At 62.4% G+C, this 24,551-nt stretch carries 25 protein-coding genes; 19 read left to right on the top strand and 6 right to left on the bottom strand.

Annotated features, from left to right (window positions below):
- Positions 1–21: 21 nt before the first annotated feature.
- Positions 22–1,002 carry a sugar-binding transcriptional regulator gene (locus tag ACIQUG_RS31970; RefSeq protein WP_402326292.1) on the bottom strand — a complete coding sequence of 327 codons (981 nt, stop codon included), beginning with the start codon at positions 1,000–1,002 and terminating at the stop codon, positions 22–24.
- Positions 1,003–1,300: 298 nt separating this feature from the next.
- Here ACIQUG_RS31970 and ACIQUG_RS31965 point away from each other — a divergent pair, with 298 nt between their 5' ends.
- Genes ACIQUG_RS31965 through ACIQUG_RS31955 form a run of 3 tightly spaced genes read left to right on the top strand, consistent with a single transcriptional unit; the run spans position 1,301 to position 4,153 of the window.
- Positions 1,301–1,852, top strand: coding sequence for a MaoC family dehydratase (locus ACIQUG_RS31965; RefSeq protein ID WP_402326291.1), 552 nt, complete (start codon positions 1,301–1,303; stop codon positions 1,850–1,852).
- Positions 1,853–1,859: 7 nt separating this feature from the next.
- On the top strand, positions 1,860–3,020 hold the full coding sequence (locus ACIQUG_RS31960) for a CaiB/BaiF CoA transferase family protein (RefSeq protein ID WP_402326290.1): 1,161 nt from the start codon (positions 1,860–1,862) through the stop codon (positions 3,018–3,020).
- Positions 3,017–4,153 carry an extracellular solute-binding protein gene (locus tag ACIQUG_RS31955; RefSeq protein ID WP_402326289.1) on the top strand — a complete coding sequence of 379 codons (1,137 nt, stop codon included), beginning with the start codon at positions 3,017–3,019 and terminating at the stop codon, positions 4,151–4,153. The genes ACIQUG_RS31960 and ACIQUG_RS31955 overlap by 4 nt, the downstream gene beginning before the upstream one ends.
- A 54-nt stretch (positions 4,154–4,207) precedes the next feature.
- Here ACIQUG_RS31955 and ACIQUG_RS31950 read toward each other — a convergent pair whose 3' ends face one another.
- Positions 4,208–5,044 carry an amidohydrolase family protein gene (locus ACIQUG_RS31950; protein WP_402326288.1) on the bottom strand — a complete coding sequence of 279 codons (837 nt, stop codon included), beginning with the start codon at positions 5,042–5,044 and terminating at the stop codon, positions 4,208–4,210.
- 76 nt (positions 5,045–5,120) lie between these two features.
- Positions 5,121–5,909, bottom strand: coding sequence for an IclR family transcriptional regulator (locus ACIQUG_RS31945; protein ID WP_192448581.1), 789 nt, complete (start codon positions 5,907–5,909; stop codon positions 5,121–5,123).
- Between the two features lie 164 nt (positions 5,910–6,073).
- On the opposite strand from ACIQUG_RS31945, the gene ACIQUG_RS31940 reads away from it, so the two are divergent.
- The 12 genes from ACIQUG_RS31940 (at position 6,074) to ACIQUG_RS31885 (ending at position 16,683) form a co-directional block, all read left to right on the top strand.
- Positions 6,074–7,393, top strand: coding sequence for a sugar ABC transporter substrate-binding protein (locus ACIQUG_RS31940; protein WP_043619385.1), 1,320 nt, complete (start codon positions 6,074–6,076; stop codon positions 7,391–7,393).
- A gap of 81 nt (positions 7,394–7,474) precedes the next feature.
- Positions 7,475–8,371, top strand: coding sequence for a carbohydrate ABC transporter permease (locus tag ACIQUG_RS31935; RefSeq protein WP_034796432.1), 897 nt, complete (start codon positions 7,475–7,477; stop codon positions 8,369–8,371).
- Complete coding sequence (locus ACIQUG_RS31930) at positions 8,371–9,237, top strand: carbohydrate ABC transporter permease (RefSeq protein WP_043619379.1); 867 nt, start codon at positions 8,371–8,373, stop codon at positions 9,235–9,237. The genes ACIQUG_RS31935 and ACIQUG_RS31930 overlap by 1 nt, the downstream gene beginning before the upstream one ends.
- A gap of 6 nt (positions 9,238–9,243) precedes the next feature.
- Positions 9,244–10,341: an ABC transporter ATP-binding protein gene (locus tag ACIQUG_RS31925; RefSeq protein WP_402326286.1), complete on the top strand. Its 1,098-nt coding sequence runs from the start codon at positions 9,244–9,246 to the stop codon at positions 10,339–10,341.
- Position 10,342: 1 nt separating this feature from the next.
- Positions 10,343–11,455, top strand: coding sequence for a mandelate racemase/muconate lactonizing enzyme family protein (locus ACIQUG_RS31920; RefSeq protein WP_402326285.1), 1,113 nt, complete (start codon positions 10,343–10,345; stop codon positions 11,453–11,455).
- A gap of 15 nt (positions 11,456–11,470) precedes the next feature.
- Positions 11,471–11,800: an L-rhamnose mutarotase gene (locus tag ACIQUG_RS31915; protein WP_402326283.1), complete on the top strand. Its 330-nt coding sequence runs from the start codon at positions 11,471–11,473 to the stop codon at positions 11,798–11,800.
- Positions 11,793–12,872: a Gfo/Idh/MocA family protein gene (locus ACIQUG_RS31910; RefSeq protein WP_402326281.1), complete on the top strand. Its 1,080-nt coding sequence runs from the start codon at positions 11,793–11,795 to the stop codon at positions 12,870–12,872. Before ACIQUG_RS31915 ends, ACIQUG_RS31910 begins: the two co-directional genes overlap by 8 nt.
- 1 nt (position 12,873) lies before the next feature.
- On the top strand, positions 12,874–13,320 hold the full coding sequence (locus ACIQUG_RS31905; protein ID WP_043619367.1) for a MaoC/PaaZ C-terminal domain-containing protein: 447 nt from the start codon (positions 12,874–12,876) through the stop codon (positions 13,318–13,320).
- A 10-nt stretch (positions 13,321–13,330) separates the two neighbouring features.
- Complete coding sequence (locus ACIQUG_RS31900; protein WP_402326278.1) at positions 13,331–14,065, top strand: SDR family oxidoreductase; 735 nt, start codon at positions 13,331–13,333, stop codon at positions 14,063–14,065.
- Positions 14,066–14,090: 25 nt separating this feature from the next.
- A complete protein-coding gene (locus ACIQUG_RS31895) occupies positions 14,091–14,936 on the top strand; it encodes a fumarylacetoacetate hydrolase family protein (protein ID WP_402326276.1) in 846 nt (281 codons plus the stop codon).
- Positions 14,937–14,955: 19 nt separating this feature from the next.
- Entirely contained in the window at positions 14,956–16,233 is a 1,278-nt protein-coding gene (locus ACIQUG_RS31890) for an L-fuconate dehydratase (protein ID WP_402326275.1), read from the top strand.
- A 201-nt stretch (positions 16,234–16,434) separates the two neighbouring features.
- Positions 16,435–16,683 carry a WGR domain-containing protein gene (locus ACIQUG_RS31885; RefSeq protein WP_402326273.1) on the top strand — a complete coding sequence of 83 codons (249 nt, stop codon included), beginning with the start codon at positions 16,435–16,437 and terminating at the stop codon, positions 16,681–16,683.
- Positions 16,684–16,702: 19 nt separating this feature from the next.
- On the opposite strand, the gene ACIQUG_RS31880 is transcribed toward ACIQUG_RS31885, so the two are convergent.
- From ACIQUG_RS31880 to ACIQUG_RS31870, 3 genes are all read right to left on the bottom strand, one after another.
- Positions 16,703–17,209 carry an NUDIX hydrolase gene (locus ACIQUG_RS31880; protein WP_402326438.1) on the bottom strand — a complete coding sequence of 169 codons (507 nt, stop codon included), beginning with the start codon at positions 17,207–17,209 and terminating at the stop codon, positions 16,703–16,705.
- Positions 17,210–17,302: 93 nt separating this feature from the next.
- Complete coding sequence (locus tag ACIQUG_RS31875; protein ID WP_402326271.1) at positions 17,303–18,886, bottom strand: Na+/H+ antiporter; 1,584 nt, start codon at positions 18,884–18,886, stop codon at positions 17,303–17,305.
- Positions 18,887–19,524: 638 nt separating this feature from the next.
- A complete protein-coding gene (locus ACIQUG_RS31870; RefSeq protein ID WP_402326269.1) occupies positions 19,525–20,838 on the bottom strand; it encodes an MFS transporter in 1,314 nt (437 codons plus the stop codon).
- 194 nt (positions 20,839–21,032) lie between these two features.
- Here ACIQUG_RS31870 and ACIQUG_RS31865 point away from each other — a divergent pair, with 194 nt between their 5' ends.
- The 4 genes from ACIQUG_RS31865 to ACIQUG_RS31850 are packed head-to-tail and all read left to right on the top strand — an operon-like array spanning position 21,033 to position 24,535.
- Entirely contained in the window at positions 21,033–21,872 is an 840-nt protein-coding gene (locus ACIQUG_RS31865; protein ID WP_402326268.1) for an inositol monophosphatase family protein, read from the top strand.
- A gap of 56 nt (positions 21,873–21,928) precedes the next feature.
- A complete protein-coding gene (locus tag ACIQUG_RS31860) occupies positions 21,929–22,549 on the top strand; it encodes a dual specificity protein phosphatase family protein (RefSeq protein ID WP_402326266.1) in 621 nt (206 codons plus the stop codon).
- The gene (locus ACIQUG_RS31855; protein ID WP_402326265.1) at positions 22,542–24,242 is read left to right on the top strand and encodes a metallophosphoesterase family protein; all 1,701 of its coding nucleotides are present in this window, start codon (positions 22,542–22,544) and stop codon (positions 24,240–24,242) included. Before ACIQUG_RS31860 ends, ACIQUG_RS31855 begins: the two co-directional genes overlap by 8 nt.
- Before the next feature lie 2 nt (positions 24,243–24,244).
- On the top strand, positions 24,245–24,535 hold the full coding sequence (locus ACIQUG_RS31850; RefSeq protein ID WP_402326264.1) for a MurR/RpiR family transcriptional regulator: 291 nt from the start codon (positions 24,245–24,247) through the stop codon (positions 24,533–24,535).
- The last annotated feature ends 16 nt before the right edge of the window (positions 24,536–24,551 follow it).

Genomic DNA, 24,551 nt, shown 5'->3' with positions numbered 1-24,551 from the left:
CGGCGGACCCAAATTCGAGGCTCAGGGGGCGCCTGAGCCGCTCTTGCCAAGCCCTTCGCGGTTCCAGCGATCCAGGATCTTGCGTGCCATCGACTCGGTGATGACGAGATGCGAGGCAAAGCCGCCCTTCAAGGCCGCCATCAGCGGCTCGAACTTGCTGTCCTCCTGGACGACCAGCATGCGCTTCTTGATCGTGCGGATGGATCCAAGATCGGCCGAAATGCAGCGGCGATTGTGCTCGCAATCCATCCACTGGCCGTCGCGGTCGATGAGCTGTCCGGCAATGACGCCGGCCGCGCCCTTTTCACCCATGGCATGCATGTCTGCAGCCGAGAGCGCCCCGCACTTGACAAGGTGGCTGTCATCCTCGATGCCGCCGACCGAATAGAGCGCCAGGCCGCAGTCGGAGATGGTGGCGAGCTGCTCCTTGATGACGGTTTCGCCGCGCAGCTCTTCGGCCAACCGTTCGGAGGAAAGCACGAGCGGCGCATAGAAATTGATGCCTTCGGCATTCAGACGGCGGGCGATTTCCGTCGTGCATTGATCCGGACGGTAGGAATAGGGTGCGCCGAGATTGCCACAGAGCTGCACGACCGTGACGCCGCGCAGGTCCGCAAAGGGCATGACGTCGGCGATATGATAGACGGTGCGGCCCCAGGCAACGCCGATCCGGTCGCCCTTGTTGATCAGTTCGAGAAAGACGGATGCCGCGACGACGGGCATTTCGGCGGCCGGGTCCATGGCCTGCCGGTCTTCCGGCACGAGCCACGCGGTCGTCAGCCCGGTGGCGTCTTCGAGCTCGCGGGCAAGCACGTCCTGCGAAAACAGCTCTGTCGACGTGGTGATCGTGACGATGCCCATCTCGCGGGCCTTGCGCAGATACATGGCGATCGAGGCACGGGATATCTCCAACCGCTGCGCCACTTCGTCCTGGCGCAGGCCGTGCGTATAATAGAGCCAGGCGGCCTTGTGAATGATCTGGTCTGTGGCTCGGATGGGCATTGGCGGAACCTTCGCAAGATGGATCTGACATATTTCATCTATACTGACAAAAGTCAACGTCATTGACGATTGTCGCCGCCTCGTCGCGCGACAGCGGCTGTATCTCTCTTCTGAATGATGATCCTGAATGTGCCACGCGGAGCCGCGAACGCGGCTGCCGCCAGCAGCCGGTTGCAAACAGAATCCATATGTGAACATACTATTCATATAAGGGTCTGAATGGAGATCGAGCGACATTGCGCTTGGAAGCCAGCCAACGGGCCCGCTATTGCCGACCTATTGCATCAGGGACTGACCAATGGATGACTTCATGCCCACCGTCGGGGTGTCCTCGACCCATCCCGCGGACATGCCGCAAGAGCACGCAGCACTTCCCGTGTGGAACGCGGAAAACTGGTTTTACGAGGATTGGCCGGTCGGCCAGCGTATCAGGTCCTTGCGGCGTACGATCGCCGAAGGTGACAGCCACCTCTTCAATACGCTGGTCGTCGACATCCATCCTTACGTGCAGGATCAGATGTTTGCAGAGCGAGAGGGCATCTTCGGCAGGCGTCTCGTTGCCGGCGCTTTCGTCTTTTCCGCAGGCCTCGGGCTGGTCGCCACCAACTGCGTCAACACCTTTTCCTACGGCTACGACAAGCTGCGCTTCATCAAGCCGGTCTTCATCGGCGACACGATCTACACGATCCGCACCAACATGGACAAAACGCCCCGTTACAAGGAGCTCGGGCTTATCCGGGCCAGCTACCAGGTCTTCAAGGGCGAAGGGGAGCTGGTGCTCTACTGCGAGCACCTGCAGACCGTGAAATACAAGAACCCCGCCGACTTCGTCGGCAAGACCGAGAAGTAAGATACCGATGACCGAAACCAACGAATTGCCCCTCTCTGGTCTTGTCGTCGTCGACATGAGCCAGTTTCTCTCGGGCCCCTACTGCTCCTTGCGCCTCATGGATCTCGGCGCGCGCGTCATCAAGATCGAGCGCCCGGACGGTGGCGACCTGTCGCGCCGGCTTTATCTCAGTGACACGGAAATCGGCGGCGATTCGACGATCTTCCATGCGATCAACCGCGCCAAGGAAAGCCTCGCGATCGACCTCAAGAACGAGGACGACCTTGCGGCCCTGAAGACACTGCTCGCCAAGGCTGACGTGCTGATCCAGAACTTCCGCCCCGGCGTCATCCAGCGCCTCGGCCTCGACTACGAAGCGGTCAAGGCGATCAATCCGAAGATCGTTTACGCCTCGATCAGCGGCTATGGAGAAGAGGGCCCCTGGGTGAAACGGCCCGGGCAGGATCTGCTCGCGCAATCGCGCTCCGGCGTCATGTGGCTGAACGGTGATGAGGGCCAGGGGCCGGTGCCCTTTGGCCTTGCGATCGGCGACATGCTTGCGGGTGCAGCGGCAGCGCAAGGCATTCTCGCAGCGCTCGTCCGCCGCGGCATTTCCGGCAAAGGCAGCCTGATCGAGACGAGCCTGCTGGAAGCACTCGTCGACTTCCAGTTCGAAGTGCTGACCACCCACTTGAATGACGGTCGCCGGCTGCCGGCGCGGTCCGGCTTCCGCAGTGCCCATGCCTATCTGTCGGCGCCGTACGGGGTCTACCCGGCCAAGGACGGCTATCTCGCCATCGCCATGACGCCGATCCCGAAGCTTGCCGATCTGCTGCAGATGCCCGAACTCGACGCCTATCGCGACGATCCGGCCACCTGGTTCTCCGAGCGGGACAAGATCAAGGCGCTGATCGCCAAGCGGATCGCCGAAAACACCATCGACCATTGGCTTGGCGTCCTTGAGCCAGCGGACATCTGGTGCGCCCGGGTCCTCAATTGGAACGAACTGCTCGAAAGCGAAGGTTTCCAGGTGCTCGACATGTTGCAGACCGTGGTGCGCGAGGATGACGTTTCGATCCTGACGACACGGTCACCGCTCAGGGTCAACGGCAAGCGCGCCCAGGTGGACCGCGCAGCACCACGCATCGGCGAGCACAGCACCTCGATCCGCAAGGAGTTCGGCCTGTGAGCACCAAATTGAAGGGCATGACCTGGAGCCACCCGCGCGGCTACGACCCGATGATCGCCTGTTCCCGGCTCTGGCAGGAACGCACCGGCATAACGGTGGAATGGGACAAGCGCTCGCTGCAGGATTTCGAGACCTATCCCGTCGAAGAGCTGGCGCGGGCCTATGACCTGATCGTCATCGATCATCCGCATGTCGGCCAGATCACCAAGGAGAAATGCCTGGCGCCGCTTGATGCGGAAGGCCATCAAGAGGAGAGGGCGGCGCTCGAGGATGCGAGCGTCGGGCGCTCCTATCCGAGCTATACCTGGCAGGGCCGGCAATGGGCCTTCCCGATCGATGCAGCGACGCAAGTCCAGGCCTGGCGCCCGGACCTGACGGAACGCATGGAAAGCTGGAGCGACATGCTGGCGCTCGCGCGACAGGGGAAGGTGGCGCTGCCGATGCGTCCACCGCATTCCCTGATGAGCTTCTACACGCTTGCCGGCAACCTCGGCTCTCCCTGCCGAAGTGACGGTACCGGGCCACTGATCGAAACCGATGCCGGCGTCGACGCCTTCGAGCGCCTGCGCGAACTCACGGATCTGATCGATCCCGGCTGTTTCTCGATCGACCCGATTGCCGTGCTGGAGGCTATGAGCGATCCCACCTCGAAAGTTGTCTGTGCGCCATTGATCTACGGCTATGTCAGCTACGCGATTGCGGGCTTCCGGCCGTCGCTCGTGACGTTCGGCGATATACCGGTTGCCGGAACCAATGGCCCTGTCGGCTCGGCGCTCGGCGGGACCGGCATTGCGGTCTCGGCCTTCTCGAGCGCACGCGAAGCGGCGATCGATTTTGCCTATTTTGTTGCGAGCGGCGATGTCCAGCGCGGCATTTATGCCGCCGGTGGCGGGCAGCCCGGCCATGCGGCCGCCTGGGATGACGACGCCGTCAATGCCGCGACCTCGGACTTCTATCGTGCGACGCGCAAGACGCTGGAGAGCGCCTGGGTTCGTCCGAGGCACGATGGCTACATGGCCTTCCAGCAGGCGGCCTCCGATCGCATCAATGACGGCCTGCTGCGCAAGGAGGCAGCGCGAAAGGTCGTCGACGACCTCAATCGACTGTTTGCGGCGAGTTTTGTTGCAGCCTGACTTCTGAGTTCCGGGACGCCCAGGCGTCCCGGATCAGATTATGGAAAGGTCTGGTCAGGCGAGCTTCCAGATCCGGCGCGCATTGTCGGAAAGCAGCTTGCGCTTTTCCTCTGCGCTGCAGCCTTCGAGAAGCGCGTGGGTGGCGCCGACCCAGGTCGATAGATTGCCACCGAGCGTGCAGACCGGCCAGTCGCTTCCCCAGACCACCCGGTCCCAGCCGAAGACGCGGATCGTGTGCTCGACATAAGGGCGCAGCGTCTCGACCTGCCAGGCCTCGTCCGCATAGGCGACGACACCGGAGATTTTTGCCGTGACATTTGGCCGGCGGGCTATCTCGCTCATGTGCTCGCGCCAGGGATGCTCGGCGCCGGCACGAATGTCAGGCACGCCGCAATGGTCGAGAATGAACTGGACGTCGGGCGCGAGATCGGCAAGCGCAATCGCCTTTTCGATCTGGTGCGGTAGGACGCAGAGGTCGAAGGTGAAGCGACGGCCGCCGAGCCGGCGGATATTGTCGCGGAACGTCGCCCCTTCGGAAAGATCGTCCGGCATCACATGCAGCACGCGGCGGAAGCCCTTGACCAGGCCGTTTGCTTCCTGGCGTTCCAGATAGGCCGCAAAGCCATCCTCTTCGGGCCGGCAGGCGGCAATCGCGCCCTTCAACAGACTATCCGCCTGGCCTGCGAGCCGCGCGACCTCGGATGTCTCCTTCTCCATCTCCGAAGGATCGACATCGACCTCCATGTGCAGGCTGGCGGTAATGCCGAGCCGCCGCGCTTCGCGCTCGTAGGTGGCGTAGAGAAAGTCCCGGTCGAGGGCAGGCACGCCGGCGAGCCAGGGATAGGCAAGCCTCGACCTGTCGATGAGGTGAAGATGGGTGTCGATGATCAAGGCGCGCCTCCTCCGAACGGCTTCTCACATAAGAATGATCTATTCAGATAAGAAGTACGATCGTTCTCAAGTGCCGTCAATCTGTTGTCGAGGCCACGTCCGAACCGGCCAATGTCGACAGCTGCTCGGCGGTTTTCAGCAAAAGGGCGATGCTTTCGGTGATATCAGGCGCCGAGGGCGCGTTGACGAGCGCGATATAGGGCACGGTCAGCGCCGCGATGCCGCGACCATCAGGCCCCAGGATCGGCGCCGAGAGGTTATAGACGCCGGCTGTCTGCGCGCTTGCCATCATTTCATAGCCGCGCTCGCGGATCTGATCGAGGCGCGCGTAGAACTCCGGCCCGCGCGGGACCTCGTCTTTGCTCCTGCCATGTTCCGCGATCATCATCTCGCGCTCCTCCGCCGAGCGGAAGGCGAGCAGGATATGGCCGGATCCCGTATCAAAGAGGCTGATATGCGATCCGACGCGGATCGAAATGCCCCAATAATCAGGCGCTTCCTGCTGGGCGATGACGACGGCGGAGCCGCGATCGAAGACGGCGAGGTGGTTTGCCTGCTTCGAGCGCTGGGCCAGATCCCGCATCAACGGCGTGGCGTAGGAGGCAAGCCTGCGGACCGGCGCATGCAGCTGCGAGAGCCCAAAGAGCTTCAATGTGAGCGAATAGCGATCTCCGTCGATGCGCGTGACATAGCCGCGCCGCACCAGCCGATCGAGCATGCGGTAGAACTCGTTCGGGCTCCGGTTCAGGCGCTTGGAAATCTCCGCCTGCGTCAGTCCGCCGTCGACGCTGGCGAGCAGCTCGAGAATGTCGAGCCCCTTATCAAGGGCTGGTGCGCGGTAGCGGTCTGACTCTTCGGTGTCCATGAAGCCTCCTTGGTGAATACTCATATCCATATACGCAGACGAAGGCGCCCACAAAGGAAAGTTCTCCCTTGACGCCTCATAAAAATCTTGTTTGTATATGAATTAGTTTCTCACAAATGAGAACGTCACGTCAGGAAGAGGGCGTGAACACGGGAGGAGTGGACATGAAAAGGCTGCTTGCCGGCGTCTCCGCCGGCGTCGTTATGCTTGCCTGTGCAGGAGGAGCGGCGAATGCCGCAGAACTGCCCGGCAAGTTCGAAGGCGTCACGATCGACGCCAAGCTGATCGGCGGACAGCAATACGAAAAGCTCTATGAGCGGATCGGCGAATGGGAGAAGGCGACCGGCGCCAAGGTCAACATCCTGTCGAAGAAGAACCACTTCGAACTCGACAAGGAGATCAAGTCGGATATCGCGACGGGCGGCGTCAGCTGGTGCGTCGGTTCCAACCATTCATCCTTCGCGCCGCAATACCCCGACATCTACACCGACCTGCTGCAGCTTTTGCCGCCGGAGGAGATCGCCAAGTTCGTGCCGGCGCTGATCGACGCTTCGACGCTCGACGGCAAGCTGGTGATGCTGCCGCGCGCCCAGTTCGACGTGTCGGCGCTCTACTACCAGAAGAGCCTCTATCAGGACGAAGCCAAAAAGACCGCCTTCAAGGCGAAATACGGCTACGACCTCGCGCCGCCGGACACCTGGGCCCAGGTCAGCGACCAGGCTGAGTTCTTCGCCGCCCCGCCGAATTTCTACGGTACGCAGTTTGCCGGCAAGGAAGAGGCGATCAACGGTCGCTTTTATGAAATGCTGGTCGCCGAAGGTGGCGAATATCTCGACAAGGACGGCCGCCCGGCCTTCAACTCCGAGGCCGGTGTCCGTGCGCTCGACTGGTTCGTCAAGCTCTATAAGGACAAGGCCGTACCGCCGGGAACGACCAACTATCTCTGGGACGACCTCGGCCAGGGCTTTGCCTCGGGCTCGATCGCCCTCAATCTCGACTGGCCTGGCTGGGCGAGCTTCTTCAACGACCCGAAGTCCTCCAAGGTCGCCGGCAATGTCGGCGTGAAGGTGCAGCCGGCCGGCTCTTCCGGCAAGCGCACCGGCTGGTCGGGCCATCATGGCTTCTCGGTCACCGAGGATTGCGCCAACAAGGAAGCGGCTGCTTCGCTCGTCTGGTGGCTGACCAACGAGGATAGCCAGAAGCTGGAATCGGCTGCCGGACCGTTGCCGACCCGGACTGCCGTCTGGGAGTACAACATCAAGCAGGCCGAGGGCGACGCCTACAAGACCGAAGTGCTGCAAGCTTTCCAGGAAGCCGCAAAGCATGCCTTCCCGGTACCGAAGACGGCCGAATGGATCGAAATCTCCAACGCCGTTTACCCGGAACTCCAGGCAGCCATCCTCGGCGACAAAACGTCGAAGGAAGCGCTTGATGCCGCCGCCCAGAAGGCGACCGGCATTCTCGAAGACGCGGGCAAGCTCTGATCGATAACAATGAGGCGGCGCCGATGCCTTGAAGGCGCCGGCGCCGCCTCAGCCATTTCATGCAATCCTCAGGACTGCCCGATGAAGCTCAAGAAATTGTCAGCACCGGCCCTGCTTCTGCTTCCGGCCTTTGTCGTGCTCGCGGCGGTGATCGTGTTGCCGCTCCTCTTTTCCTTCTATTCGAGCTTTACGCCGTTCCGCTTGACCAAACCGGAGACGTTGTGGGTCTTTGTCGGCCTGCGCAATTACGCAACCGTGCTCGGCAATGCTGAGTTCTGGGTCGCCTTTGGCCGCACTGTGCTGTTGCTCACCGTGGCGCTCAACGCCGAAATGCTGCTCGGTCTCGGGCTGGCCCTGCTCGTCAACAAGGCGACCCATGGCCAGCGCCTGCTGCGCACCATGATGATGTTTCCGATGATGTTTTCGCCGGTGCTCGTCGGCTTCCAGTTCAAGTTCCTGTTCAACGACAATATCGGCTTCGTCAACAATGCGTTGCAGTCGCTGGGACTGACGGATCAGGCGATCCCGTGGCTGATCGACGGCAATCTTGCGCTGCTTTCGATCATCATCGCCGAAGTCTGGTCCTCGACCGCGGTCTTTGCCATCCTGATCCTCGCCGGCCTGCTTGCCATGCCGAAGGACCCGGTCGAGGCGGCCCATGTCGACGGCTGTACGCCGTGGCAGACCTTCCGCTATGTCACCTGGCCCTATCTGATGCCGTTCGCCTTCATCGCCATGACGATCCGCTCACTCGACGTCGCCCGCGCCTATGACATCGTCAAGATCATGACCGATGGTGGCCCGGCCAAGCGCACGGAGCTGCTGTGGACGCTCGTCGGCCGCACGGCCTATGCGGACGCCCGCATGGGACTCGCCAACGCCATGGCCTATGTCGCGATCCTCCTGTCGATCGTCTTCACCGTCTATTTCTTCCGCAAGCTCGCCGCGGCGCGCCAGCAGATCGGAGCCGAGTGGTAATGGATATCAACGCTTCGCACCGCCTGCGCCGTCGCCTGTTGAAGACGGTGCACCTGATCGGCCTGTTCCTCGCAATGGCCGTGATCTGCCTCCCCGGCCTCTGGATCGTGCTGTCGTCGCTACGCCCGACCGTCGAGATCATGGCGAAACCACCGGTCTGGATCCCCGAGAGCATTTCGCTCGATGCCTACCGCGCCATGTTTTCAGGCGCAGGGCAGGGTGGCGTGCCCGTCTGGGACTATTTCCGCAACTCGCTGATCATCTCGGTGACCTCGACGGTAATTGCGCTCGCGATCGGCATGGCCGGCGGCTACGCCTTCGCCCGCTATCGCTTCAAGGCGAAGTCGGCGATCTTCCTCGGCTTCATGCTGACGCGCGCGGTGCCCGGTATCGCGCTCTCGCTGCCGCTCTTCATGCTCTATGCCCGCACCGGGATCATCGACACCCACTTCTCGCTGATCCTGACCTACGTGGCGCTCAACGTGCCCTTCACCATCTGGCTGATCGACGGCTTCTTTCGCCAGGTGCCGAAGGATCTCGCCGAGGCCGCGCAGATCGACGGCTGCACGCCCTGGCAGGCCTTCTGGCAGGTGGAGTTTCCGCTTGCCGGTCCCGGCATCGCATCTGCCGGCATCTTCGCATTCCTGACCTCCTGGAACGAATATGCGCTTGCCTCGCAGATCACCCGCTCGGTCAATTCCAAGACCCTCCCGGTCGGGCTTCTCGACTATACCGCCGAATTCACCATCGACTGGCGCGGCATGTGTGCGCTCGCCGTCGTGATGATCATCCCGGCGCTGACCCTTACCTTCATCATTCAGAAGCACCTCGTTTCGGGCCTCACCTTCGGCGCGGTGAAAGGATAATCGTTCATGGCTCCTGTTACCCTCAGGAAACTGGTCAAGCGCTACGGCGCGCTCGAGGTCGTCCACGGCATCGACCTCGAAGTGAAGGACCGCGAGTTCATCGCGCTCGTCGGCCCGTCCGGCTGCGGCAAGTCGACGACGCTGCGCATGATCGCCGGCCTCGAAGACGTCAGCGACGGCGCGATCGAAATCGGCGGAAAGAAGGTCAACGACCTGCCGCCGCGGGCGCGCAATATCTCCATGGTCTTCCAGTCCTATGCGCTCTATCCGCATATGACGGTCGCCGAAAACATGGGCTTTTCCCTGAAGATCGCCGCGCGCTCGGCCGATGAGATCAAGACGCGGGTCGACGAAGCGGCAGCCATCCTCGATCTCAGCCATCTGCTCGAACGCCGCCCGTCGCAGCTTTCCGGCGGCCAGCGCCAGCGTGTCGCCATGGGCCGCGCCATCGTGCGCCAGCCGGATGTCTTCCTGTTCGATGAGCCTCTGTCGAACCTCGACGCCAAGCTCAGGACGCAAGTCCGCACCGAGATCAAGAAGCTGCATGCCCGCATGCAGGCAACGATGATCTACGTCACCCACGACCAGGTCGAGGCGATGACCTTGTCGGACCGCATCGTCATCATGCGCGACGGCTATATCGAACAGGTCGGCACACCCGAAGAGGTGTTCCAGCGTCCTGCCACCAAGTTCGTCGCCGGCTTCATTGGCTCGCCGCCGATGAACATGGACGAGGCGATCGTCGACAACGGTACACTGGTCTTTGTAAGCGGCGCGCGGCTGCCGATCCCGCCGCGGTTTGTAAACGCGCTGCGCCCGGGCCAGAAGGTCACGTTCGGCCTCAGACCCGACGACATCTATCCAAGCGGCCATGGCCTGCATGCCGGCGATCCGGCAGCCGTGCACGAGGTGGAGCTGCCGGTATCGATCACCGAACCGCTCGGCAACGAAACGCTCGTCTTCATTCAATTCAACGGCCGCGATTGGGTCTCGCGCATGCTCAATCCGCGCCCACTTGGCCCAGGCGAGAAAGTGCGCATGAGCTTCGACCTGTCGCGCGCCCATCTTTTCGACATCGATACCGGCAAGGCTCTGGAAGGCTGACATGGCAAGAATCGAGAAAATTGAACTGCGCATGGTCGATCTGCCGCCGAAGGTGAAGCGGACCGATGCGATCCAAAGCTTCGTCAGCCAGGAAACCCCGATCGTCACCATCACCGACAGCGATGGGGCGACGGGCACCGGTTACAGCTACACGATCGGCACCGGCGGCTCCTCGGTGATGCGGCTGCTCTCCGATCACCTCGTTCCGATCCTGATCGGCGAGGATGCCGATTGCATCGAGGCGATCTGGCACAAGATGGAGTTTGCCACGCACGCAACGACCATCGGTGCGATTACGGCGCTGGCGCTTGCCGCCGTCGACACGGCGCTCTGGGACCTGCGCGCCAAGAAGCAGAAGCTGCCGCTCTGGAAGCTTGCCGGCGGCGCCAAGGAAAGCTGCCCCCTCTACACCACCGAGGGCGGCTGGCTGCACATCGAAAAGGAAGCGCTGGTCGAAGACGCGCTTGCCGCCAAGGCCAAGGGTTTTTCCGGTTCGAAGGTGAAGATCGGCAAGCCGCACGGTTCGGAGGATTACGATCGTCTGTCGGCGATGCGCAAGGCGCTCGGCGACGGCTTCGAGATCATGACCGACTGCAATCAGGGTTTCACCGTCGATGAGGCGATCCGCCGCGCGTCGCGGCTGAAGGAGCTCGACCTTGCCTGGATCGAGGAGCCGCTGCCGGCCGACGATCTCGATGGCCATATAAGGCTGACGCGCTCGACGCCGACGCCGATTGCGGTTGGCGAATCCATGTATTCGATCCGCCACTTCCGCGAGTACATGCAGAAGGGCGCCTGCTCGATCGTGCAGGTGGACGTCGCCCGCATCGGCGGCATCACGCCTTGGCTGAAGGTGGCGCATGCGGCGGAAGCCTTCGATATCCCGGTGTGCCCGCACTTCCTGATGGAACTGCATGTCAGCCTCGTCTGCGCCGTGCCCAACGGCAAATATGTCGAGTACATTCCGCAGCTCGACGACCTGACGACCAAGGGCATGGAGATCAGGAACGGCCGCGCCCTGGCGCCTTCGGAACCGGGCATCGGCATTGCCTGGGACTGGGATGCCGTGCGCGCCCGCTCGATCGGTGAGTTCACCCGCGAGTTCCGCGGCTAGGGCAGGGAGGTCATCATGCAGCGAATGGGAATGGTGATCGGCCTAGAGCCGGCGAAGATCGCCGAATACAAGGCCTTGCACGCCGCCGTCTGGCCGCAGATCCTTGCGCTGATCTCCGAGTGCAACGTCACCAACTACTCGATCTTCCTGAAAGAGCCGGAGAACCTGCTGTTCGGCTATTGGGAATATGTCGGCTCGGATTTCGAGGCGGACATGGCGAAGATGGCCGCGCATCCGAAGAACCGGGAATGGTGGTCGGTTTGCATGCCCTGCCAGAAGCCGCTCGATACGCGCAAGGACGGCGAGTGGTGGGCGATGATGGAAGAGGTTTTCCATCATGGCTGACGGCTTCGACCCAAGCGCACTCCGCCAGTGGTGGCCGAAACCGGCAAGGCCGCGGCCGATCGTGATTTTCGGCGCCGGCAGCATCGTCGGCGACGCGCATCTGCCAGCCTATCGCAAGGCGGGATTTCCGGTCGCCGGCATCTATGACCCTGACCGGGGGAAGGCCGCCAAGCTTGCGGACGCCTGGGGCATCCACGCCTTCGACAATGAGGCGGATGCGCTTGCGGTCGCCGATGCGATCTTCGACCTCGCCACCCCGCCCGCTGCCCATGCCGCAATCCTCGGTAGGCTGCCGATCGGTGCCGCCGCGCTGATCCAGAAGCCGATGGGCTCGGATCTCAACGCCGCTACAGAAATTCTCGAGATCTGCCGCGCGCGCAAGCTGAAGGCTGCCGTCAATTTCCAGCTTCGCTTCGCGCCGATGATGCTGGCGTTGAAAGACGCGATCGCCAAGGGATACCTTGGCGAGGTCGTCGATTTCGACGCTTGGCTGGCACTTGCGACCCCGTGGGGACTTTGGCCTTTCTTGAAGGGCCTGCCGCGCATCGAGATCGCCATGCACTCCATCCACTACCTGGATCTCGTGCGCGGCCTGCTCGGCAATCCTCAAGGCGTTCACGCCAAGACGATCGGCCATCCGAACCACGAGGTCGCGCAGACGCGGACGGCTGCGATCCTCGATTATGGTGATCGCGTGCGCTGCGTGCTTTCGGTCAATCACGACCATGATTTCGGCCGCAGGTTCCAGGCCTGCGAGTTCCGCATCTCGGGCACGTCGGGTGCTGCCTATGTGAAGCTCGGCGTCAATCTCGACTATCCCAAGGGCGAGCCGGATGAGCTTTGGATCCGACCGGCCGGCGGCAGCGAATGGGTTTCGGTGCCGCTCGAAGGTGCCTGGTTCCCGGACGCCTTCGTCAACCGCATGGCCAACCTGCAGCGCTTTGCGACAGGCGAGGACCAGGAACTGATCGGCTCGGTCGAGGACGCCTGGCAGACGATGGCCCTGGTCGAGGCCGCCTATCAATCGAGTGCCACGCCGGCAACGGCGATCGCACCGCTTCCGGGACACTAAGATGTCAGAGCAGATCATCCATTTCGAAGACTATGAACTCGGACATGAGCGGCTGACGACGGGCCGGACGATCACCGAGACCGACTTTGTCGTCCATGCAGGCCATACCGGCGATTTCTTTCCGCACCATATGGACGCGGAGTTCGCCAAGACCCTTCCGGGCGGCCAGCGCATCGCCCACGGCACCATGATCTTTTCGATCGGCGTCGGCCTCACCGCGTCGCTGATCAATCCGGTTGCCTTTTCCTACGGCTATGATCGTCTGCGCTTCGTGCGTCCGGTTCATATCGGCGATACGATCCGCACGCGCGTCACGATCTCCGCCAAGGAGGACGATCCGAAGCGCCCGAAGGCGGGGCGCGTCGTGGAACGGTGTGAAGTTATCAACCAGCGTGGCGAGGTCGTTCTCGCCGCCGACCATATCCTGGTCGTCGAACGCAAAGCATGAGGGATCGAGAATGACAGCGGATCTTAAAGGCAAGGTCGTCCTGATTACGGCTGCTGCCCAAGGCATCGGCCGCGCTTCGGCTTTGGCCTTCGCAAAGGCCGGCGCGAAAGTACATGCGACGGATATCAATGCGGATGCGCTTGGCGCGCTCGCCAAGGAAGCCGATGTCGTGACGCACCGGCTGGACGTGCTGGACACGCAAGCCGTCGAAGCGCTGGTCGCCAAGATCGGCGCCGTCGATGTCCTCTTCAACTGCGCCGGTTTCGTGCATGCCGGCTCGATCCTGGAGATGAAGGATTCCGACCTGGAATTCGCCCTCGATCTCAACGTCAAGGCGATGATCCGCACCATCCGCGCCGTATTGCCGGCGATGCTTCAGCGCAAGGACGGCGCCATCATCAACATGGCTTCGGTCGCTTCCAGCATCAAAGGCGTGCCGAACCGGTTTGCCTATGGCGTGACCAAAGCGGCCGTTATCGGCCTCACCAAGGCCGTTGCCGCCGACTATGTCTCTGAAGGTATTCGCTGCAACGCGATTTGCCCGGGCACTGTCGAAAGCCCGTCGCTCCAGGACCGCATGCGCGCCCAGGGCGACTATGAAACGGCGCGCGCCGCCTTCATCGCACGCCAGCCGATGGGGCGCCTCGGTACGCCGGAAGAGATTGCCGACCTTGCCGTCCATCTCGCGGGCGCCACCTATACGACCGGCCAGGCCTATGCCATCGATGGCGGCTGGACCATCTGACAACAGACAAGCAGGAAGCAGACACATGAAACTTCTTCGTTACGGCCTCCCGGGCCAGGAAAAGCCGGGCATCCTTGACGCGAACGGCACCTTGCGCGATCTCTCCGGCCACGTCGCCGATCTCTCCGGTGCAGCACTCGACCCGGACAAACTCGCCGAACTCAAGGCGCTCGATCTCGCCGGCCTTCCGGCTGTCGATGGCAACCAGCGGCTCGGCCCTTGCGTGGCCGGTACCGGCAAGTTCATCTGCATCGGCCTTAACTATTCCGACCATGCCGCCGAGACGGGCGCCAAGGTTCCCTCCGAACCGATCATCTTCATGAAGGCGACCTCGGCGATCGTCGGCCCGAATGACGACCTGATCATCCCGCGCGGCTCGGAAAAGACCGACTGGGAAGTGGAACTCGGCGTCGTCATCGGCCGCAAGGCGAAGTACGTCACCGAAGCCGAAGCCCTCGACTATGTCGCTGGCTATTGCACCGTGCATGACGTCTCCGAGCGCGCCTTCCAGATCGAGCGCCAGGGCCAGTGGACCAAGGGCAAGTCCTGCGACACCTTCGGTCCGACGGGCCCGTGGTTGGTGACCAAGGACGAGATCGCCGATCCGCAGAACCTGCCGATGTGGCTGAAGGTCAACGGCGAGACCATGCAGAACGGCTCGTCGAAGACCATGGTCTATGGCGTTGCCTATCTCGTTTCGTACCTGTCGCAGTTCATGTCGCTGCAGCCGGGCGACATCATCTCGACGGGCACGCCGCCCGGCGTCGGCATGGGCATGAAGCCGCCGCGTTACCTCAAGGCCGGCGACGTCGTCGAACTCGGCATCGAGGGCCTCGGCAGCCAGAAGCAGTCCGTGCGCGCGGACGATTGATCATAAGACTGGAGTGACCATGACCCGCATTACCGATCTGCGCGTCTTCGACTTGCGCTTTCCGACCTCGCAGAGCCTTGACGGTTCCGACGCGATGAACCCGGACCCGGATTACTCCGCGGCCTATGTTATCCTCGACACCGATCAAGAGGGACTTGCGGGGCATGGTCTCACCTTTACCATCGGTCGTGGCAACGACATCTGCTGCATGGCGATCAAGGCCATGCGGCATCTGATCGTCGGCCAGGATACTTCAGACATTCTCGCCCATCCCGGCCGCTTCTGGCGGCACCTGACCAGCGACAGTCAGTTGCGCTGGATCGGCCCGGAAAAGGGTGCGATGCATCTGGCAACGGGCGCCGTTGTCAACGCCGTTTGGGACCTGCTTGCCAAGGAAGCGGGCAAACCCGTCTGGCGGCTTGTCGCCGAGATGTCGCCGGAAGAGATCGCCGATATCGTCGACTACCGCTACATGACGGATGTCTTGACCCGTGACGAAGCGGTCGCGATCCTCAAGAAAGCCGAGCCCGGCAAGGCCGCGCGCATCGCGACGCTCGAGCAGGAGGGTTACGCCTGCTACACGACGTCGGCGGGCTGGCTCGGTTATGACGACGACAAGCTCCGACGGCTCGCCCAGGAGGCGATCGACGAAGGCTTCAACCATATCAAGATGAAGGTCGGCCGCGATCTTGCCGACGACATCCGGCGACTGACAATCGCGCGCGAGGTGATCGGGCCGGACCGCTACCTGATGATCGACGCCAACCAGGTCTGGGAGGTCGGGGAGGCGATCGACTGGGTCAAGCAACTCGCTTTCGCCAAACCCTTCTTCATCGAGGAGCCGACGAGCCCCGACGACGTTGCCGGTCACCGCAAGATCCGCGAAGCGATCGGGCCGGTGAAGGTCGCGACCGGCGAGATGTGCCAGAACCGCATCATGTTCAAGCAGTTCATTGCGGAGGGCGCAATCGACATCGTCCAGATCGACTCGTGCCGCATGGGCGGCCTCAACGAGGTTTTGGCGGTGCTGCTTGTTGCGGCGAAATACGAACTGCCGGTCTGGCCGCATGCCGGCGGCGTGGGCTTGTGCGAATATGTCCAGCATCTGTCGATGATCGACTATCTCGTGGTTTCCGGCACGAAGGATGGTCGCGTCATCGAATATGTCGACCATCTGCACGAACACTTCCTCGATCCCTGCGTCATCGAGAATGCCGCCTATATGCCGCCACAGCGGCCGGGTTTCTCGATCGAGATGAAACCGCAGTCGATCGCGGACTACACGTTCGCCGGCTAACCAAGGCTTCAGATTTTCGAAGGCCGGAACGGTACCTGCCGCTCCGGCCTTTGCTTGTCTGGGTGGCCTTTAGCGGCGCGCCCGTCAGCCGCTTGCCCATCGCGTCGAGGATCGTGACAGATCACCAAAATGAATCGATCAGGGGTGACCGATTCAAAACTCTCGTTGGACCTCTGCGCGCCGATCGCCGAATCTTCGCGCATGACGATCGTTCAACCCTATCAGATCTATGTCGAGCGAAGGGACGCGGCCAGAAACATGGCGCGCTACTACTCCATGCAGATCTCCATGTCCCTTCTGGGCGAGGCCTGCCTGACGCGGCGCTGGGGGCGGATCGGAAGTCACGGTCAGATGATGGTGCACCATTTTGCGCAGGAAGAGGACGCGGTCAAACTCTTCCTCAACCTGACCCGCAGCAAGCGGCAACGCGGCTATCGTCCACGCACATGATCCGCGACGGTGCGTGACCTCACCGTGGCTTGAAGTCGACCAGAAGTGATTTAAGTTCGATTTCACGAACGCGGCGCGCCGCTTCATCGGGGCTTACCCAGGCGAGCAAACGCTCGCCTTTCTCCTTGTATTTTTCCGCCAGCTTGGTAACTTCGATCTGGAAGATATCAACCACACAGGGCACCACGTCGCCGTCATCGAGCATCTTTAAGTAGGTATAGCTGCCGACCGGCTTTTTGCGGACTTTTCCGCGCACACCGGCTTCCTGAAGGGCTTCGACCGCCGCGGCCTCGTGCAGTTCCTTCTGCTTCATCGGCCAGCCCTTTGGGATGAGCCATCGGCCGCTGTCGCGCGACGTCACCAGAAGGATCTCGATCGCCCCGTCAGGCGCATAACGATAGCAAAGTGCTGCACATTGCTGGCGAAACGAACCCGAAAACAATTTCTCGGGCGAGGCAGCCAGCTTCTGCAACAGCGTCTTCGGTTTTGGTGGTTTTGGCGCCTTTGACTTTTTGATCGCTCTCAAGCTCCTCGATACTTGGCGCCAATGGGCGGACATCTAGGACATCCGCCCGTTAGGTCAAAGGACAAAATGGAAAGAAACGTTCAGGCAGGAGCCTCATGCCTTGGCTGATATTGCGCTCAACTCTTCAAGGTCGAGATCCCGCTCCAGTTCGTGCAGCGTCTCATCGTCGATTTCGCCGGCGCGATGAAGCCGGATGAGCTCGCGCCGCCCGGTCGCGACCGCTTCGAGCACGACATCGAAATGGGCGTGCAGGATCGGCGTGTAATGCTCCGTGCGCGCGGCATAGTCGACGATCGAAACCGCGCGGCGCTGATAGCGGACGAGCAATTGCGGATGGATGAGATTGCCCGCCGTGTCATAGGCGCGGCTTTGAATCGTGACGAGCTGCGCCTGGGCCATCGCCGCCTCGGCCTGGCTTAAGGTGAGGGGCGCTTTTTCCGACGAAGGTTCGACGAGCTTCGCCCAGGCAATCACCCGCCCGAGCGTCGTTCCCTGGATCAGCACCGTTCCGAGGATCACGGCAAAGGAAGTCACGAGAATGAAGTCCCGGCCGGGAAAGCCCTCGGGCACGCTCAGCGCAAGCGCAAGCGTCACCACGCCGCGAACACCTGCCCAGGAAAGCACGGTCGCACCGCGTGCGCCGACTGGCTTGTAACGTTTAAGCCCCAGTCTGTTGCCGAGCCAGATTGCGAAGTCGGACCCGAACACCCAGAGGAAGCGGGCGACGGTGAGCGCGATCAGCACCATGAAGATCGGCCATCCCAGGGTCGCAGCGACGGTCTCGAACCCGCCGCCACGCTCGACCACGCCGCGAAGTGACAAGCCGATCAGGATGAAGACCGCGGCCTCCATCAGGAAGACGATGACGGTCCAGAAGGCGGAGCCGCGCATACGGGTGGCGGCCGAAAGCACGGTATGCTGATGCCAACTGGCGACGAGGCCGGTGGTGACCGTCGCGATCACGCCGGACACATGCAGGAACTCACCGAGCAGATAGGACGTCCAGGACAAAAGGGCCGTGGCGGCGATGATCAGGTACTCATCCCCGAGACGGCGGGCAAGCAGCACCCAGGCCGTACCGATGACCACGCCGACGAGGGCGCCGCCGATCGCCAGCAGGAAGAAGTTTCCGACCGCCTCGCTGGCACTGAAAGCGCCTGTGATGCCGGCGGCAATCGCGAAGCGGAACAACACCAGGCCGCTTGCGTCGTTGAGCAGGCTTTCGCCTTCGAGCAGGATCTGCAGCCGTCGCGGCAACTTCACGCGCTGCAGCACGGCCCGTGCCGAGACGGCGTCGGGCGGCGAGACAATTGCCCCGAGTGCGGCGCATGCGGCCCAGGGCAGGGAGGGGAAGATGAGGTGGGTCACGACGGCAACGACGGCCGCGGTAAAAAACACGGCGCCGATCGCAAGCGAGGCAATGCCGATCAGGTGACGGCGCAGGCGGCCGAGCGCAATCGTCCAGGCGCCATCGAGGAGCAGCGGCGGCAGGAAGATGACGAGCACCAGTTCCGGGTCGACCGCGATGGCCGGCAGCCCGGGCACGAAGGCGAGCATCGCGCCACCGCTGAGAAGCGCCACCGACGGCGGCAGGCCGAGCCGATGCGCGACGTAGTGCAGCGCGATGATCGCGACAAACATGCCGATCACCAGTTCGAACAGATGTGTCGGTTCCACCGGTCCCCCGCCTCCATCGCTCAATGACGCGGCCCATTACAGAACACGTCTTTTCGAAACGCAATTGCGCGTGCAGCAACAGTGGCGTGGAGCCTGCCGAAGGTGAAGGGTTGCAGAAAAGAAAAAAGGGCCAGCGGAAGACCGCGGCCCATAAAGGTGTGAAGGTCAAAAACCTCCAGAGGGGAACAGCTGCTGCGGCGGACTGGGAGGAGACCCGCCATGTGCATCAGCTGTGTGCTTTATGCCTGATTTTTGACCAGCTGGAAAACATTTATTGTGCAATGCAGCTATGCATAAACGGAAGACGTGCAGCGCGGTCGTCAGCCTGAACTGCCAAACGGCGCCAAAAGAGCTTTCCGTGGGGGGAGGGGACGCCGCCAAGAACATCCGTTCTGGCAGACAATCGGGACCGGCACACGTGCCGGCCCCGATGAGATAGTTGCTACACTAACGGTCGTGAGCTTGACCGCACAGCCATTCTACGACCGCTTTTACGATCGAACAGCGGACGGCAGGACTTCGAGCACTGTCCGCAGCTGGTCCACAGGTTGTTCACAGGCAAGGGAGGGGCTAACGCCTTGAAACGCAGTTCCGTTTTCCGAACTGTGACGAACTGCACCTGAAAAGAATGCACCGCGTCAGGTCAGCGATACCTCGCGGGTTTCCGCATCGATCATCGCAGCGGCGATCGCCGCCACAAGCAGCAAGCCGGCAAAGGTGCCGATCGCCAGGGCGAAGCCCTTCGCCACCAGCAAGCCGATGAGCGAAGGCGCAAGCAGGCCGCCGAGCCGGGCCATGCCGCCGGCCGCCCCCATGCCGGTCGCGCGCGAGGCGGTCGGATAGAGTTCCGGCGTGTAGGCATAGAGTGCGCCCCAGGTGCCGAGCAGTGCAAAGCTCATGACCAGCAATGCGGCAGCAACGACCGAGGCCGCATCCGCGACGACGAACAACAGGCAACTGAGGGCGGACAGCAAGCAGAAACCGACCAGCGTCGGTCGCCGTCCCCACTTCTCGACGCCGTAGGCGGCAAGGGCATAGCCGGGGATTTGCGCCAGAGCGATGAGAACGAGGAAGCCGTAGCCGCGCACGAAGCCGAAGCCTTCGCCGGCAAGCCGCGGCGGCATCCAGGTAAAGACCCCATAATAGGAGACCGAGACGAGAAACCAGACCGAAAGGATCAGGAGGCTGCGCCGACGCAAGTCCTTGGAAAAGATGCCGATATCGGCGGTCGCCGCGGGCAGGGCGATCGAAACGGTCGGCTCGAGTTGGGGCCGACCGTTGACTGCCAGCATGCGATCGACGATCGCCCTGGCTGCCTCCGCCTTGCCCGAGCGCAACAGGTAAAGCGGTGATTCCGGCACGAGGAAGCGAAGCCCGACGCCAATGACTGCCGGAATGGCCGTGACGGCGAAGATATAGCGCCATCCGTCCGCAAGGCCGGCAAGAGCGATAAGCCATGCCGCCAAAGCGACGATCAGCGTGCCGACAGCCCAGAAGCCTTCGAGCATCACCAGCCATCGCCCGCGGCTGCGCGCGGGCAGGAACTCCGACATCATCGCATAATCGACGGGAAGTGTGCCGCCGACAGCAGTGCCAGTGAGGAAGCGCAGGACAAGCAGGACTGCGAAATTCGGAGCAAAGATCGACAGGATGCCGAAGACCGCGTCGCAGGCGACGGTTACGATCAGGACCCGCCGGCGACCGATCCGGTCGGCAAGCCTGCCGAAGCCGACGGCGCCGATCAGCATGCCCAGGAAAAACAGCGTGCCCGTCTGTAGCGCCTGGGGAATCGTCAGGCCGAATGTCGCGGCGATGGAGGCGGCGGTGAACCCGACGGCGAGTACCTGCATGGCATCGGCCGTCCAGACCAGGCCGAATATGCCCATCAGGCGCCTTTGATAGGGGCCCGTGCCCGCCCGGTCGAGCGCTTCCTGTATCGTGATCGTCGTCATTCGCCCTGCCTTCAGATTCGACGCGTGGACACTACGTCGGCGGCGCCTGCTTGGATATTGCAGAAATGCCGCAGATGCCCACCTGAGTGCGACCGCGGCGACCGATCAATCTTACGGGCACGGACCGGCAATTTCGACTTGCACGGCATGCACACGCGTGCAAATATGCACGCGTGTGCAATGGAGCTTCGCCGATGAACGATCACAAGCCGCGCTATTCCAACGACCTTACCGGACGGGCCCTGTTGTGTCGGGATGTCATCCGCTCTGCCGGCGCTCTGGTGCTCGACGGTTTCAGGGCAAGCGCCGAGCGCGGTTTCTCCTTAAAAGGCCCGCAGGATTTCTTGACGGAAACCGATGCGGCCTCCGAGGCCCATATTCGCGCCGCGATTGCCACTCATTTTCCAGCCGATGCGTTCCTCGGCGAGGAGGGCGGCGGCACCATCGCCGATCGCGTCTGGGTCGTCGACCCCGTCGATGGAACGGCGAATTTTGCGCGCGGGATCCCGCACTTCTGCATCTCCATAACCTATGTCGAGCACGGGCGGGCGGAGATCGGCGCAATCTACAATCCGGCCCACGACGAACTCTATTTCTGCCGCCGGGGAGAAGGTGCAACGCTGAACGACAAGGCCATCACGGTCTCGTCGACGGCGACCTTCGATGCCGCTTCGGTCGAAATGGGCTGGTCGCGGCGGGTACCGGACGAGACCTATCTGGAGACGATGCGGCAGATGCTGGAGAAGGGCGCCAATGTGCGGCGTGGCGCTTCGGGCGCACTGGCACTTGCCTATGTCGCGGATGGTCGCTCCGATGCCTATGTCGAACTGCACATGAACTCGTGGGATTGCCTTGCCGGACTGTTGCTCGTTGCCGAGGCGGGCGGCACTGTGTGTCCCTTCATGGAGATCGGCAGCCTGCTCGACGGCGGGCCGGTGCTTGCATCGACGCCGGCGATCGCCGGCGGCGTGAGTGTGGCTTCAGGCATCCCGGTGCGGGAAAGCGAACAAACCGCCGAGCTCCAGCTGGCCTGAAACCGCAGTAGCCTGACGACGCCTACCACCCGTTTGCATAGGAAAGAGGAAATCCAATGGACGCACCGGTCTATACCCGGCCCGCTATCAGTCTCATCGCCAGCGATCTCGGACCGCACAGCGCCGATCTCTACATCGGCGGCAGTGATGGCGCGCGTGACCTCGACCTGCTCAAGCGTCACGGGATCTCCATTGTCGTCAATTGCGCAATCAACCTCGACATCAATCTCGTGCGTGAAGAAGAGGTCAGCATCAATGACGACCTTTGCGCAAGCGGCTATGCGGCCATCCGCTATTACAAGCTCGGCATGATCGACGGTGACGGCAGCCCCGACACGATGATGCTAGGTGCCTACTACATTCTCGACGGTGCGCTGCGCCAGACGATGCCGAAGCGCGCAACCTATCCCTTTACCGATGGCGGAAACATCCTCGTCAATTGCCGCGGCGGGCGCAGCCGCTCCGTATCGCTGGTGGCGCTGTTCCTGCACAAACAGCAGCCGCATCTGTTTCCGACACTCGATGCAGCTGTCGCCCATATCCGCGAGCATCGAGAACTGCGGCCGGATGAATGGTTCGAGACACCGAAGCCGATGCTCTATGAAGCAGCGCGCCGCGCTTCGGCCTGGATCGACCTCGTCGAAGCCTCCCGCGCGGAGGCGAAGGCCAATGTCTGATTTGCCGCGGATCGCGGTCATCGCCGACGCGCATTTCCATGATCTTGAAGGCGACTTCGAATTCCCTGGGATAGAGATCGACGGCAAAAAGCTGGCGGTCAGGAGCTGGACCGACACGCGCGAATCCACCCGCGTCTTCAACGAAAGCGCCAAGGTCCTGGACGAAGCGCTTGCCGAGGTAGCGCGCCGCGGCATCCGCCACGTCGTCCTTTTGGGCGACTACACGGATGATGGGCAAAGGCAGACAACGGCGCGCCTGCGCACCATTCTCGATGGGCACGAGAGCACCTATGGCACGCGCTTTTATGCGCTTCCGGGAAACCACGACATCTTCGGGCCCACGGGGCGGCACCACACCAAGCAATTTCTCGACCGGAACGACGCCAGGGTCTTCGTCACCAGCGACGCAGGAAAGGCGGGCCCCGGCAGCTACGCAACGCCGCGGATGTATTGCGAGGGATACCCGACGGGTCTCGCCCCCATGGCTGGTCTTGGCTACTTCCGACGGCCGGACTATCTCCATTGGGAAACCCCATTCGGGGCTTCAGATCGCGCCGAGGATCGGCTCTATCCGGTCTCCTCCCCGGACGGTCGCAATAGCTACCGGCTGATGGACGCCTCTTATCTTGTCGAGCCGGAGCCAGGCCTTTGGCTGCTGATGATCGACGCCAACATCTTCGAACCGCGCGACGGCCACTTTGAAGAAGGCGATGAAACCGCTTTCGTCGACAGCACCGGCGCGGGCTGGAACGCACTCATCAAGCTGAAGCCATTCATCATCGACTGGATTGCCGACGTGTCCGCGCGCGCAGCGAAACTCGGGAAAGCGCTGCTCGCGTTCTCGCATTATCCGGTGCTCGACCCCTTCGACGGCGCAACCGGAGCCGAAAGCGTTCTTTTCGGCGAGACCAACATCGCCCGCCGGACGCCGCAGCAGGCGGTCGCAGATGCACTGATGACCGCCGGCATGACGCTGCATTTTAGCGGACACCTGCATGTCGAAGGCGTTACGCGCCGCACACGCGGAGGCCACTCGCTCATCAATGTCGCCGTTCCGTCGCTCGTGGCCTTTCCGCCAGCCTTCAAGATCATCGAACCGTCTCGATCGGCGGCGTCCATTGAGACCGTTGAACTGTCAGACATGGCCGTCGACCAACGCGTGCTGCGCGCCTATCGTCGCGAGGCGGCGCGCGCCGGCGATGATGCGGATCCAGCCTTTGCGGCGGCGGACTACGGCTCCTTCCTGAAGGCACACAAGCGCGCCCTGGTCCAGCATCGCTATTTTCTGAAGGAATGGCCCACCGAGGTCGTCCAAGAAATATCCGGGCTTTCGGTCGCTGCCGTCTGCAAGCTGATGCTCGACGCTGGCGAAACGACGAACGCTTCCGGCCAAGGATCGATCGCTACCCCTGACGACGCCGCCAGCCTCGACATGATCGAGGTGATCGCCGATTGGTATTGCCTGCGCCAGGCCGGCGTGCTGGCGCTCGACAAGATCGCTCAGCCGCGCCGCGCGCTTTATCGCCTGCTCGCCAAGCACTTTGGCCGTCCGCCCGCGACCGGCTGGGACGGCTCGACATCAGGCTTCCTCGCCGTCTTCTTCGGGGCCTTCGACGCCTTCCTCGATCGTGCCGAAGCGGGAGGCATGTGCATCCGCATCGAAAACAATTCCGACACGGAAGAGGCTGCCTGACCATGGACCAGTCGCTCTCCACGGCCACTTCCTCCGCCCCGCCGGCAACCTTCATCGAGTTACGGGAATCTTGCCGTCTGGGCCGGCGCCACCTGAAGGGTGGCCGTCTGGAAGTGGCCAAATTCGTGCTTGCCCATCCGTACGACGTCGCCTTTGCCAGCGCACGGGAAGTGGCCGTGCGCAGTGGCGTCTCGACGACGACGGTCATGCGGCTCGTCAGCGACCTCGGCTTTGAGACCTATGCTTCCTTCCAACAGCTCTTTCGAGCGGAGTTGCTGCGCGGCCGGCAGTAATCAGCATCGGGGAGGG

This window comes from Ensifer sp. NPDC090286 (genome assembly GCF_044769565.1).
GTDB lineage: Bacteria > Pseudomonadota > Alphaproteobacteria > Rhizobiales > Rhizobiaceae > Ensifer.
The sequence above is the reverse complement of the archived record's forward strand: the minus strand, read 5'-3'. Positions and strand labels throughout refer to the sequence as shown.